Source organism: Thermotoga sp. RQ2 (assembly GCF_000019625.1).
Lineage (GTDB): Bacteria > Thermotogota > Thermotogae > Thermotogales > Thermotogaceae > Thermotoga > Thermotoga maritima.
Genome location: NC_010483.1, coordinates 1,020,073 through 1,034,235 on the forward strand (window position 1 = coordinate 1,020,073; position 14,163 = coordinate 1,034,235).

The 14,163-nt window shown below is 45.8% G+C and carries 9 protein-coding genes; 4 read left to right on the plus strand and 5 right to left on the minus strand.

Going from position 1 to position 14,163, the window contains the following annotated elements; genetic code table 11:
• Positions 1–7 precede the first annotated feature (7 nt).
• From TRQ2_RS05035 to TRQ2_RS05055, 5 genes are read right to left on the minus strand one after another with little or no spacing between them, the layout of a single operon-like run.
• The gene (locus TRQ2_RS05035) at positions 8–2,032 is read right to left on the minus strand and encodes a glycogen-binding domain-containing protein (RefSeq protein WP_012310858.1); all 2,025 of its coding nucleotides are present in this window, start codon (positions 2,030–2,032) and stop codon (positions 8–10) included.
• 15 nt (positions 2,033–2,047) lie between these two features.
• Entirely contained in the window at positions 2,048–3,190 is a 1,143-nt protein-coding gene (locus TRQ2_RS05040; protein WP_004082387.1) for a hypothetical protein, read from the minus strand.
• 10 nt (positions 3,191–3,200) lie between these two features.
• Positions 3,201–3,854, minus strand: coding sequence for a hypothetical protein (locus TRQ2_RS05045; protein ID WP_004082386.1), 654 nt, complete (start codon positions 3,852–3,854; stop codon positions 3,201–3,203).
• Positions 3,855–3,867: 13 nt separating this feature from the next.
• Positions 3,868–5,199 carry a hypothetical protein gene (locus TRQ2_RS05050; RefSeq protein ID WP_012310859.1) on the minus strand — a complete coding sequence of 444 codons (1,332 nt, stop codon included), beginning with the start codon at positions 5,197–5,199 and terminating at the stop codon, positions 3,868–3,870.
• Positions 5,200–5,211: 12 nt separating this feature from the next.
• Positions 5,212–6,879 carry an alpha-amylase family glycosyl hydrolase gene (locus TRQ2_RS05055; protein WP_012310860.1) on the minus strand — a complete coding sequence of 556 codons (1,668 nt, stop codon included), beginning with the start codon at positions 6,877–6,879 and terminating at the stop codon, positions 5,212–5,214.
• Between the two features lie 261 nt (positions 6,880–7,140).
• Here TRQ2_RS05055 and malE point away from each other — a divergent pair, with 261 nt between their 5' ends.
• The 4 genes from malE (at position 7,141) to aglB (ending at position 14,045) form a co-directional block, all read left to right on the plus strand.
• Positions 7,141–8,319 carry a maltose/maltodextrin ABC transporter substrate-binding protein MalE gene (gene malE, locus TRQ2_RS05060; protein ID WP_012310861.1) on the plus strand — a complete coding sequence of 393 codons (1,179 nt, stop codon included), beginning with the start codon at positions 7,141–7,143 and terminating at the stop codon, positions 8,317–8,319.
• 76 nt (positions 8,320–8,395) lie between these two features.
• Positions 8,396–10,129 (plus strand): DUF4896 domain-containing protein, encoded by a 1,734-nt coding sequence (locus TRQ2_RS05065; protein WP_012310862.1) that lies wholly within the window; start codon positions 8,396–8,398, stop codon positions 10,127–10,129.
• Positions 10,126–12,627 (plus strand): ABC transporter permease subunit, encoded by a 2,502-nt coding sequence (locus TRQ2_RS05070; RefSeq protein ID WP_012310863.1) that lies wholly within the window; start codon positions 10,126–10,128, stop codon positions 12,625–12,627. Before TRQ2_RS05065 ends, TRQ2_RS05070 begins: the two co-directional genes overlap by 4 nt.
• On the plus strand, positions 12,624–14,045 hold the full coding sequence (gene aglB, locus TRQ2_RS05075) for a cyclomaltodextrinase (protein WP_011943530.1): 1,422 nt from the start codon (positions 12,624–12,626) through the stop codon (positions 14,043–14,045). Before TRQ2_RS05070 ends, aglB begins: the two co-directional genes overlap by 4 nt.
• The last annotated feature ends 118 nt before the right edge of the window (positions 14,046–14,163 follow it).

A 14,163-nucleotide genomic window follows, 5' to 3' on the forward strand; every position in this document is an offset into this window, starting at 1 on the left:
CTCACAATCAGAAGTTGACTTCACCTTGGAAATCCAGATAGATGTTCTTGTATGCGTCGTAAGTTACTCCAAGTTTTGCGCTTGCGAATTCGTTTCTGAGCTCCCCAAAGACGGTTATTTTGTCGGGGTCGTTTTCAAAGTTGTCGTAGTCTCCGTATCTGTAGGCCAATCCGAGGACATAGGTGTCATCGAAAACGTACCCTGCGCTTACCGTGTACGTTTTGTTGTTGAAATTGTAATCCCCGTAGAGTTCCAGGTTGAAGAGATCAATGCTTGCTTTGAGAAATCCTTTGTCTTCTGAAGATGTTTTTTCATAGTACAGGTAGTTGACATCGAAGTTGTCCGAATCGACTTCGAGGTTCACAAAGTAGAGAACGGGCTTGGCAAAGATTAAACCGGTCCAGACGGTTGTTTTTGCTCCAAGAAGATCAAAGGATAAGAAACCTGCGAGGTCTATTTTTTCTATCCCAAGCAAGTAATTACTTCCAAAGTAGGTACCGAAATTCTCTCCCGAAACTCCTATCAAAAATCTTTCCTTTTCCGCGTTTGTGTCAAAAGCGACATCAGCTGTGAACTTGTAGGAAAGGAAAGAAATACCGAGACCAAAGCCTGTTTCGGCGAACCATTCTTCGTAGGGCTTCCCTTCCACCAGAGATGCCACGTTGTAGTGTCCGAAAACCTCGAAGCCGTCCTTTTCCACCTTTATGTTCGCGCTGTCCAAGAAAGAGCCTTCCGGTTTGAAATTCAAGGTTGCTTTCAAGAAGTCGGTTTTTACACCGAGAGTGAGTTCATGGGAGCTTTCGAGAGATTTGAGGAAGGTATCCGTTGCGTATTTGTAAGTCAGATCAATGGAGTATTTCCCGAAGAACGGAGTCTCACTCTCAGATTTCTGTTCCAGTGGTTTTATGACGAGTTTTCCATCCTCTTCAGAGAGCATGAAAGCGCCGTTTTTTCCACCGAATCCATCCGGGACATAGGAAGGCGCGTTGGGATCTTCTTGCCAGACCTGATTTCCCGCTATCGTGAAGACGTACTTGTACTGATAAGTGCCAGGGTTGAGCTTGATTCTTGCCACCCAGAGGTTCCCTTCTCTTTCCATTGGATTCGCTGTAGTGCTCCAGTTGTTGAAGCTTCCCGCAACGTAAGCCTCGGAAGCTTCTGGCTTTCTAACAACGAAGACGACAAAACTGTCTTCCACGCTGAGTCCTTCTTTCAGCTCGGATTTTTCAACCTCTTCTGGTCCGGCTTCTGCGGTTTCTTGATGAGCGACTTCGGGTGCTTCTTCTGAAGTCTCTTCTTGGACAGTTTCCTCGATGGGAGATTTTACCTTCAGTTCTCCGTTTTCTTCGTAAACTTCGAAAACGCCGTTCTTTCCTCCAAAGCCGTCATCGACAAAGGCAAAGGCGTTGGGGTCAGTCACCCATTCCTCACCGTTCACAACGAACTTGTATTCATACACTCCAGGACCAAGTTCAAGTACTCCTTCCCACCAACCATCTTCGAGTGGATACATCTCTATCTCTTCTGCGTTCCAGTTGTTGAAATTTCCAGCTATGGTTACGAATTCCGCTTCGGGATTGTAGTATCTGAGAACCACTATACCGTCTTCGACAAAGATGGTGTCTTCCCTGTCGGGATTGGGCTCGTATTTCTTTGATTCTTCTTTCTTCTGAGGGCCAACGATGAAGAGCTGTCCGTCTTTTTCCACCAGTGTGAATATTCCGTTGTAGCCTCCGAAACCATCGTCCACGTATCCGGGTGCGTTGGGATCTTCTTTCCACGTAGTTCCATCTATCACGTATTTGTATTGATACGTTCCGGGTTCGAGTTCGAGCTCTGCTCTCCAGAGACCGGGTTCCACTTCTTCCATTGGAAGCGCTGTGGGATTCCAGTTGTTGAAGGTTCCTGCGAGGTACACCACCTTGGCTCCTTCCCACTCGAAGGTGAAAATCACTTTTCCGTTTTCTACAAAGACATCAGAAAATACGAAGGCACTCAGCAAAAGCACAGAGAGAATGAGAAGTTTTTTCATACCTTAGACACCTCCTTACCACCACGTTGAATATTCAAGAGAGATTTTCTTGACAAAGTTTATCTGGCTGGAGAAATCGCCATCGCCAAGAGAGAGTTTGAACTCGGACTTTTCATCCGTGAACTTCAGCTCGTAGTAGGCTGTGTACGCCTCTGTGTAGAGAGTGTTCAGATACTGCCACTTGGCGAAGAAGTTGACACTGCCGAAGTTTTTCCACAGTTCCGCGTAGAATACCTCACCCATCGCGCTTGTGGAATCGTGGGCGGGTTTGCCGAACTTGTAAGAGATCTTTCCATTGAAGCCAATGAAGCTGAAGTTCTTTCCAATTTCCATTCCGAAGTCATCCCAGTTGAGAATGTCAGAATCGAATTTCGTTCCTTCCTTCCAGGCCTTGAACCAGACATCACCGGAAGAGTACTCGACACCGTATTTGGGAGTCTTCGATGTGAATTTGTAATCGAACCAAAGCTTGAAGTCGCCGAATGTCGTCCAGAGGTTTGCGAGTATCTCACCTTCGAGATCGTTGTCGTTCACGTAGTCACAGTAGTCAAGGTATGTTTCTGAACCTACTCCGGTGAGTTTCACTCCGTGTTTCCAGTCTGCGGTTGAAATACCAAACATGTAGAAGAAATTGTTTGATCCTATCTTTTCCTCGTTCTCATAACTCACACCGAATTCTCCAAAATACCTGAGGCCCGGTTCCCAGTTGAAATCGAAGTACATGTCGTTCACTGTGGAGCGTTTCCCGAGCATCGCGCTGAAGTAGAAATTCGAAAGATTTCCTCGGTACTGGAGATAAGAAACATCTCCTGTGGTCACACCTCTGAAACCGAAAAGCTCAATTTCAAGTCCATTTCTAGAGTCGTTGAAGCTGTAGATTCCAAGCCAGTCACCTGTAGATCCAAAGACTCTATTGTAGTAGGCTTTGAGATCCACCAGGTCTGTATCGAGGGCGATGTATCCGGAGTCGAGTTTCAAATCTTTGGTTGTGAAATCGCCGGAAAGACTGTTCCCCGAGAGGTACAGCTCAGTGTAGCTGGATCCGCTCTGGTTTTCCAGATCGTAGGAGTAACCCACCTTGAGAGAACCCGTTGGCGAAAAGGAGAACACGTAAGAAAACGCAAGAAGACACATTATCAAAACAGCGAGTTTTTTCATATTCCTCACCTCACTCCACATAGGCTTGAAGTGTGCTCGTTTTCGGATCGAATTCTATGACGAAAGTTCCGTCTTTGTCCGCGGTGAAGGTGGCGTTTTTACCGTATCCGGCTTCGTAACTGGTTCCATCGAACTGTTCTTCGTAAGGAGTCCAGTCGGTGTTTCTTGCGATTTTGTATTGTATCGTTTCACCGGAAGAGACGGTGCGGCCTGTGTTCAAAACAAACTTTCCATCTTGGTAGGTCATCTCTTCGAGCGTCCAGTTGTTGAAATCTCCGGCGCAGTACCAGGGAGGTGTTTCTTTCTCAGAGTCTCCCACTCCCTTTGCTGTGTCGTTTTCCATCAGGTTCGGTGTTGCGTATATGGTGACGGTGGCTCCAACGAGCTGTTTCCACAGAGGAATCTCGGAAGTGGTCTTCACTGGTTTTCCGTTTTCAACAACCACAACCTGATACCAGGCGATGTCATTTTCAAAGCTCAAAACGGAAGAAGGAAGCTCCAGGGTGTAGAAATCACCCTGAAGCGCCATTTTGTATTCGGAGCTCGGCACACCGTTTGAGAAATCTCCTATCACATAAACACCGTCCGGAAGCTTTATATTGAGCAGTGTCATACATCCAGAAAGAAACGTAATCAACAAAAGAGCTGGGATTATCTTTTTCAAGGAGATCACCTCCTCAGTTCACTTGGAGAAGATAGAGATTCGTGAAAGTATCAGAGTCATTCCATTCGTCGGCATTATCAATTGTAGAATCATCATCAGGAATGCTGTCTACAGCCGAACCACTACCACCTGTTATCCAAACGATCAAAGCCACGTCCTGTTTTCCTCCAATGGCAGACCATGGAATCGCTATTTCCATCGTTTGAAGTCCACTACTAGTGTCACCGGTGTAATCGAACGTTCCTCCAGCATCAGCTATTGATCTATAATTCCAGTCTAAACCGTTCCATTCGCAGAAGTTGTTACTATCAAGACCTGACCCCCCGGCCCACCAGAAGTAGATCTCGTAATCTACCGCATAATCAGCGCCGAAGCTTATCTTTCTTCCCCACGCATCGCTGTCTCCTGTGTAACCGCTGGGTTTTGTGTCGATACCTATTCCATAGGCAACATCCCAGGATCCGGAGTTTTGAGTATCGAATCCTATGTAGAGGTACGTCGCATCGTAGGTCACGTAGAGCCGGTACAGATTTGCTCCAACTCCAGGGCCAGGATTTGTGCTTGTTGCCACAGGGGTTCCAAAATCGCTCAGATCTCCGTCTACAACAATCACACTTTCAGTGGGCTGCTCCGGTTCAGAGGTCTGGTTTATTTCCTCACTCACGTTACCTTCTTTGTCGCAAACAACGAAATTCACAACAGGTGCTGGCTGTGGAATACCACCATTTTCCGCCGAATCGTGGTCTGGCTGATTTGGATAGAAGTCTCCTACCCACTGATTTCCGCCACCCGTTCCACCGCTGATGGCGAAGACAGCTTTCACCTGGTTAACTTGTTCGGAGATTGGGATCTTGAGTTCTGCTATTGTAGATCCAGTTCCAAACTGGGCGGTCACTTGGTCGGTGATATCTGTGAGGCTTCCATCCTGAGACACTCTCCAGACTTTGTATTCGTTGCTCTGATTCACTTCAACGATGAGATCTATGTCGCCGTTGGGGTTTGTGAAGTTTCTGTTTCCATCGTTCAAACCCGTGTAGGAGACTGTCTGAGCTCCGGTCACACCGACAAGATCGATCAAAACAAGAAAGACATTAACGTTTCCATCGCCTCCTATCACATATTCACCGGCGATGTAGATGTTTGCACCATCGAAGAGCAAACCTGCCTTCAAAAGCTCGTTGTCAGCTCCCCATTTGGAATCATCTGCTGCGTCTTCCTTGATCTTGCTTCCCCAGTCGCTGAGAGAACCATCGGTGGTGACCATATCTTTGACGACAGGTGGTGTTCTCAGACATCCGTAAAGAACAAGAGATAAGACCGCCAAAACCAGGAAGAGTTTTTTCATTTTCGCACCTCCTCACTTTTTGAAAATGTACGCTTTCATGGGATCCACAGTGAAGGATTCACCCGCTGAAAAAGACACGTTTGACTCGTTCCAGATGAAGTTTTCAAAATCTACCTCGAGAATCATCGTCATGTTTTCTTCAAAAGTGAAGCTGTTTTGCCAGACTGGATCCGGATTCAAGACCACCAACAGCTTTTCGTTGGAGGATTCTCTGTAGAACGCTATGAGGTTTTTCCAGTCCCTGAAGATCGTTTGATCTCCATTCAAAATGGCGTCGTGATCTTTTCTGAAGTTGAGAATGAATCTGATGAAATTCAAAAGACTCTTCGGATCGTTTTCCTGTTCTTCGACGGAGAAGCCATCGTAAGGATCGTCATAGATACATCCGTCAACATCAGCGTTTCCAAAGGTTATCCCCGCGTTTTTGTAGACTTCCTTTGTCCAGAAGGTTTGACCTTCTCCTGTACCGCTTGCGTACCACTGCATCGGCTCTCTCACCGGCTCGTCATATACAGGACCGTGCCACTTGAAACCTCTCGTTCCAATTTCACCGCCGTAGTAGATAACAGGAGATCCTTTCAGTGTGAATATCAGAAAATACCAGAGAGCAGCACGTTTTTTGATGAATTCGTAGTCGGACTCGGAGAACTTTTTGTAATGTTCTTGAAGATGGGAGAAGAACCTGTGGAGATCGTGATTCTCAAGAAACAGGAAAGACTCCTCAACCCAGTTGTTTTCTATCATTCCATCCTGCCCTTCTGGGTAGTTCCTTATACTGTACATGAGGGCGAAATTGAAAACGGGAATTGGATATAGAGAAAGATCGTACGTGTTTCCGCTGAACACCTCTCCCACAAGTATGGCATCGGGCTTTTTGGAAAGCACATAATCTCTGAACCATTCAAAATATTCGGCCGACTCCTGTATCCCATCGTCCCAGGACCAGCCATATATGTGCTTTGCAGCATCTATTCTGAATCCATCAACACCTTTGGAAATCCAGAAATCCACGATTTTCTTTACTTCTTCTCTCACTTTCTGACTGTCGTGGTTCAGATCCGGCATGTTATAGCCAAAAAGTCCGAAATACCAGACTTTTTGACCCTTTGAGTTGATCTTCCAGTGCCAGTGACCCTGACCAGAATGATCTTCAAGACTCATTATGTAGTAGTCCCAGTACGGAGAGCTGGTCGTGTTTTCCACGGCGTCTTTGAACCAGGGATGCTCATCGGATGTGTGGTTGATCACGAGATCCATTATTACCTTTATTCCGTTCTCATGGAGCACCTGGATCATGTTTTCGAGATCTTCCATGGTGCCGTAGTCTTTCTCGACGTTGTAGTAGTCTGTTATGTCGTATCCATGGTATGAAACAGCCTCGTTGAAGGGCATAAACCACACAGCGTCAATGCCGAGTTTCCTCAGATAGTCAACTTTCTGAGAAACACCGTTTATGTCTCCCACACCATCTCCGTCGCTGTCGTAAAAGGAGCGAATGAAAATTTCGTAGACGACGGGGTATTTTACTTCATTAATAGAAAGGTTGGAGGCTGAATCACCTGTGTTTGTGCTGTTTGAATGTGGATTACTTGAAACGAGGGATTGACTCATAGACGTTTGAAAGCAGGAGGTGAGGAAGAGTAAAAATACCAGAGCAAGCAGTAAAAAAGTCTTCTTCACAACCTCCACTCCTCTTTTCGAAACATTCCACAATCAATAAATTAACACAAATCCGTCTGTTTATATTAACACCCAATTCACAACGTGTCAATAGGGTTAACGGAATTTCGATATTTCTGAATGAAACGGTTGATGAATAATTTAAAAACACCGATTCGAATCCAGATTGACATCACGAAAATTCGGTGTTAAAATCCTTAGTGAAACATTTTGTGAATTTTCTGACAGTAAACTCTTTGTAATCCAAAGGAGGTGTCTATGGTGAAGAGACTGCTCGTTTTAATGCTTGTTGTGGTTTCTGCCCTTGTGTTAGCACAAACAAAGCTCACCATCTGGTGTTCCGAAAAGCAGGTTGACATCCTCCAGAAACTCGGGGAAGAATTCAAGGCAAAGTACGGAATCCCTGTTGAAGTTCAGTACGTTGATTTTGGAAGCATCAAATCCAAATTCCTGACGGCGGCTCCACAGGGACAGGGTGCAGACATCATTGTTGGAGCGCACGACTGGGTAGGAGAACTCGCCGTCAACGGTTTGATCGAACCCATTCCCAACTTCTCTGATCTGAAGAATTTCTATGACACGGCTCTCAAAGCTTTCTCTTACGGTGGAAAACTCTACGGAGTCCCGTACGCCATGGAAGCGGTTGCTCTCATCTACAACAAGGACTACGTTGATTCTGTTCCTAAGACCATGGACGAGCTCATAGAAAAAGCAAAACAGATAGATGAGGAATACGGAGGAGAAGTCAGAGGTTTCATCTACGATGTCGCCAACTTCTACTTCTCTGCGCCGTTCATTCTGGGTTACGGAGGATACGTCTTCAAGGAAACACCTCAGGGACTCGACGTGACAGACATTGGACTCGCGAACGAAGGAGCAATCAAAGGTGCGAAACTCATAAAGAGAATGATCGATGAAGGTGTTCTCACCCCTGGTGACAACTACGGAACGATGGATTCCATGTTCAAAGAAGGTCTTGCAGCTATGATCATCAACGGACCTTGGGCTATAAAATCTTACAAAGACGCGGGTATAAACTACGGAGTTGCTCCTATTCCTGAACTCGAACCGGGTGTTCCTGCCAAACCATTCGTTGGTGTTCAGGGATTCATGATCAACGCCAAGTCTCCAAACAAAGTGATCGCCATGGAATTTCTCACGAACTTCATTGCGAGAAAAGAGACCATGTACAAGATATACCTCGCAGATCCAAGACTTCCTGCGAGAAAAGATGTTCTCGAACTCGTCAAAGACAATCCCGATGTTGTTGCGTTCACTCAGAGTGCTTCTATGGGAACACCGATGCCAAACGTGCCAGAAATGGCTCCTGTCTGGTCTGCCATGGGAGACGCTCTCAGCATCATTATCAACGGTCAGGCTAGCGTTGAAGAGGCTCTCAAAGAGGCTGTGGAAAAAATCAAGGCACAGATAGAAAAATAATTCGAAGTGCTATCATTAGTCAAAGAAGAGGGGGACTTTTCCCCCTCTTTTAAAAATTCAGGGAGGTCTGATCGCTGTGAAAGGGCTTCTCAAAATCTTTCTGATATTGTTTCTTGCTGTATTCAACTCAGGAATGGTATGGGCAGGAATTTTCCTGCTTCAAAATTCTTATTATGAACTTGGAATCGTTCTTCTCACGCTTCTCGTACTCATAGATTACTTCATTTTCAATCCGAAGGCTTACCCTTACAGATACACCATTCCCGCTTTGATATTACTTTTTGTGCTCGTTCTCTATCCTATATATTTCACTGTGAAGGTTGCGTTCACCAATTATGGAACAGGACACCTCATGACGAAACAAGAGGCCATCGAGAGAATTCTTTTCGACCCAAATTACACTTATGTTCCAGAGAGCGCTGAACCTGTTGAATACATGGTCTTCTCCGTGTTCGATGGTCTGAATCCTACCGAGGATTTTGTTGTTCTCTTCGAGAAAGATGGGAACATCTACATCGCGGAGCGCCCCGTTGTCGCAAAGAGGAGTGGGAAAGAAGTCCTTTTGAGAGAGTCAACTCTTTTTCCCGTGAAGGATGGAACCGCCGAAGTGAATGGAAAGGTTTATGAAATAGTCCCCTGGCCCGCTTCCATAAAAGAGGTGAACGCCGTCTATTCAGACGGTAAAATTTACAAACCGCTTTACTCACCTGAAGAGGTTTCCCTGAAGAGGTACGAACCTTTCTTCAAGGTAAATGTGGTTCAGAAGTATCTCAACAGGGCGGAGTTTTGGCTCGAGGATCAAAGTTACATGTTCAGAATAGGTGAAAATGGGGAATGGAACTTTTATCCAGTGAAGAGGATTTACTCTCTGTCTTTCGAAGAATCCCTCGAAAACGGAAGGATAACAACGAAACTTGTGGTGAAAAACAATCTCACTGGAAGGCATCTCGTTGAGAGAGAAGGTGCTTTTTACGATTACGATGAAAATGGAAGGGAATTTTTCGTGATTGGATACATGGAATACATTGGTTTCAAGAACTTCTCCAGGATATTCACCGATCCGAAGATCGCTGGTCCTTTTTTCAAGGTTTTCACCTGGACGTTCACCTGGGCAGCCCTCAGCGTTCTTTTCACGTTCGCGATAGGTCTTTCCCTCGCTCTCGTTTTAAACGATAAAACACTTAAGGGAAAGAACGTGTACAGGACGTTACTCATTATTCCATGGGCTGTGCCAGCTTTCATTTCCGTTCTCGTCTGGAGAAACGGGATGTTCAACGAGACTTATGGAATTCTCAACCGATTTGTTCTTCCGTTCTTGGGATTGGATCCGGTGAAGTGGTTCAACGATCCGTTCTGGGCGAAGGTCGCAGTTCTCACCGTCAACACGTGGCTGGGATTTCCGTACATGATGGCCGTCTCACTCGGAGCTTTGCAGAGCATTCCAGAGGAGCTCTACGAAGCCGCTGCGATCGATGGTGCTGGAAAATGGAGGAGATTCTGGACTATCACGTTTCCGCTTCTGATGACCACTGTGGCTCCTCTGTTGGTCGGAAGTTTTGCTTTCAACTTCAACAACTTTGTGAACATATATCTGCTCACCGGTGGAGGTCCCGCAATGGCTGGAACCACGACTCCCGTTGGTCACACAGACATTCTGATCTCCTACGTTTACAAACTCGCGTTTGAAGGAGGAAGGGGGCAGGACTTTGGTTTTGCCAGCGCCATATCCATCATCATATTCTTCCTCGTTGGAGGAATCAGCTTTGTGAACTTCAAACTCTCTGGTGCGTTTGAAGAGGTGAGTGAATGATGGTGAGAAAAAAGAATAGATGGCTCACGCATGTTCTTCTAACACTTCTTGTTGTTGTGGTTCTCTTCCCCATCGTTTGGGTTGTTTCTACCTCTTTCAGGAGGGATGAGGCGGCTTTCTCCCCGAAACTCTTCTCGTCTCGTCTCACCCTTCAGCACTACAAAGATCTGGTGGTCCCTGAAAAAAACCTTCCCGTTCTCATACAGGAGATGCAGAACCTCGTTTCCAGAGTGGAACCTTTCGACAACGTTTCCAGAGAGAAAGCAGACCGTCTCATCGAAGATCGAATCAGAAGATTTGAAAATTACCTCGCTGAAACGAAGAATCTTTTGGAGGATGTCAACGCGAGAAATTCGAAAATAGAAGAGACGCTTTCCCAGAGGTTCTCCGATGTGTTGTCTTACACAAAAGATGTTCTGGAAGAGGCAAAGAAATTGACTCAGGAGCAGATGGATAAAACCCCATTGCCCGATTTACAGAGGATCGCTGTTGCACTCTATGAAATATTGAAGGGTAAAAACTTTAGAAGTGCTGAATTTCAGGCTTTGAAGGACGTGATCGAGAAAGTAGTGGGTTACAGCGTTGAGAATCAGGACACTCTGAACGATGCCCTTTCTGAACTTGGACTGGTTTACGAGAAAGAGGTAGGAACGTTCATGAAAGAAATTGAAAAACTCGAAGGTGAAATTGAAACCCTTCAGAGAGAAATAGCCGTCCTTGAGAAGCAGAAGGAAACCCTTGAAAAAGAAATCTTGGAGAAACAAAAAGTACTCGAGGTTTTGAAGCCTGACATCGATTCCGTGAGCGAAGTTCTCGTCAAACTCAAAGATATGGTGCACAGTGTCAGAAACAGTAAAGTGGAAACTGCTTTCCCTTATGAAGACTCAAAATTGAAATCTTCACTCGAAAAACTCCTGTCCGAACTCAACACTCTCTACAACAAAATCTCTGCTTTTTCAGATCTTTCGGATCTCTCAGAAAAGATCTTTGCCATGAAGAGTTCTTTAGAAGAGATAAACAATGTGGTAAGCGAAGATGGTGACATTTCCAAAAAAGCCCTCTATGGAAGCTTTGTTCAATCTTTTGAAGAGACGGTTCCTATTGTTGAAGGAATTGTAGAGAAAGTGAGCGACGGAATCGACGATTTCGTTCAGAAGATAAAGGATTTGAAAGATATAGAAAACGAAATCGTGGTACTAACAGCAAAACTCAAAGGTCTGGAGAAAAGCTTGAACAATGTGAGATCCTCCCTCTCTGAGAAAGAGAAAGAAATTTCTTCGGCGAAGATGTATCTGGATCTCAAGATCTTCAACCATCAGATCCAGAGCAGAATCGATTCTCTTGAAGATATGAAATCTTTCAACAGCGCCGCGCAGATAAAGCTTCTTTCGATATACAATACTCTCAAGGACTTTGTGAGTAGCTATGTGTCGGAGTACGGAGGAGACGATTTCATCGGAAAGATAAGAAAACTGGCAGCGAAGCTCTCCTGGATAGAAGACTACAGAGATCTGAACAGAAGGGTAGAAACGGGTTACAAAAACGCTGTGGAAATCGTTGAAAAAGCTCAGAATATCCTCGATGACTTCAAGGGAAGTTATTCGAATCTTCTCGATCTTTCCTTCAAAGGACTTTACGTTTCCTCTGAGCACCTTGAAATGCTGTACGACCTTGTGAAAATGAACTTCGTTCAAGAAGTTCTCACGAACACAGCAGTGGCTTCGAGAAAGGCAGGAACCCTGATGGACACCATTCCTTTGAAAGAATTGAAGTCCGATCTCAAAAAGATCGATGGAGATCTCTACAGGCTCGCACAGATATGGGAGCAGAAGACAAAGCATTACTTCCTCAGATGGGTCATGAACTCGGTGATCGTTGCAGGCCTTGTTTCACTCATCACCACGGCTGTTTGTGCCCTGGCGGCCTATCCGTTCAGCAGAATGAGATTCTGGGGAAGGCAGTACGGAATCATGGCTCTTCTTCTCATTCAGATGTTCCCAGCCATCATGTACATGGTTGCAATATACGGTCTTTTGAAGCTCATCGGTCAGTTCCTTCCATTCTTGGGACTGGATTCTCTCGGAGGCTTGATATTCGCTTATCTCGGTAACATAGCTTACAACATGTACCTCATAAAGGGATTCTACGACACCATTCCTTCGTCTCTCGAAGAGGCCGCTATGATCGACGGTGCAACCAGATTCCAGACCTTCTACAAGATAGTCGTTCCACTCGCTCTTCCGATCCTCACGGTCATAGTGATACTCACCTTCATCGGGACGTTCAACGAGTTCGTCCTTGCAAGGATCATTCTTCAGGACGTGAAAAACTACACTTACGCTCTCGGCCTCTGGACGTTCTCAACGGGTGCTTATGAAACAGAGTGGGGCCTTTTCACGGCTGCCGCTCTCCTCGGTATGACACCGATGGTGATACTCTTCCTGTCCCTCCAGAAGTACATAGTGGGTGGACTCACGAAAGGATCGGTGAAAGGATGATGTACCCGATGCCGTCTTGGGTTTACGACAGTGTCGTGTATCAGATCTTTCCAGATAGATTTTTCATCGGAAAGGGAAAAACGGTGGAAGACAAAAAGGATCTGTACCTGAAGCGGGGAGGAGTCATAGAGAAATGGGGAGTTCCTCCCCGCAAACTTCCCGGTGCTCAGCACGTGAAGATCTTCTACGGAGGAGATCTGTGGGGAATAGCCGAGAAGGTCGATTATTTTGAAGAACTTGGAATCAACGTTCTGTACCTCACTCCTATCTTTTTGTCCGATACCAATCACAAGTACGACACGATCGATTACTTCAGGGTGGATCCACAGTTCGGCGGAAAGAGGGCTTTTCTGCACCTTTTGAGGGTTCTCCATGAGAGGAGTATGAAACTCATTCTCGATGGTGTGTTCAACCACGTTGGGAGTCAGCATCCGTGGTTCAAAAAAGCGAAGAAAAACGATCCAGAGTACGTGAACAGATTTTTCCTTTACAAAGATAGGCACAGATCGTGGTTCGACGTTGGAAGCCTTCCCGAGCTGAACGTGGAAGTCGAAGAAGTGAAGGAATACATTTTGAAAGTTGTCGAGCACTACCTGAAACTGGAGATAGACGGTTGGAGGCTGGATTGCGGCCACGATCTTGGACCTACCGTCAACCTGTGGATCAACATGAAAGTGAAAGAGTTCTCAGCGGAAAAGTACCTCGTGAGTGAGATATGGACTTACCCGGCAGGATGGGATATGGTTGATGGTCTGATGAACTACAACTTCAGAAACCTCGTGCTGAGCTATGTGAACGGCGAGACGGATTCCATAGGTTTTCACCTGGAAAGAGCTTACAGGGAGACGAAGAACATATTCGGTTGCTGGAACATGCTTGACAGTCACGACACCCCGAGACTCGCCACAATGGTTCCCGACAGAGACCTGAGAAAACTCGCTGTAGTTCTTCAGTTCACTTATCCCGGTGTTCCGCTCGTTTACTATGGAACAGAGATAGGTCTCACAGGTGGAGAAGATCCAGAGTGTCGTGCCACCATGGAATGGAACAGAGAGAAATGGGATGTTGATCTGTTCGAGTTCTACAAGAAGATGATCAGACTGAGAAGGACGGATCCAGGTTTGCGCTTTGGAGAGTTTGTCTTGCTGAACGACTCACCTCTCGCGTTTCTCAGAAAGGCTCCTCATCCTCTTCAAAACACCATCGTGGTGGTGAACCCAGGAGAAGAGAAGGTGCTGGTTCTCTCCATTCCCGACGGGAAAATTATGAACACCACTCCCCTTGTCGATGTGTTCAGCGGAGAAAGATTCCACGTTGACGGCGGGGTTGTGAAGCTTCCCCTTCCAGCGAGATCTTTCAGAATTCTCAAGCCCGAGGATCTGAGAGTGGGTAAGTACAGATTGTACAAGAGAGTTTGAAAAAATTCATTGAAGATTCCGGCTGGCTTCCGGCCAGCCTTTTAATTTTTTAAGAAGCGTTTGAATTCATGGAAAAAACGTTCGGAAAGTATATAGTTGTAACTGGTGGATACGAAAT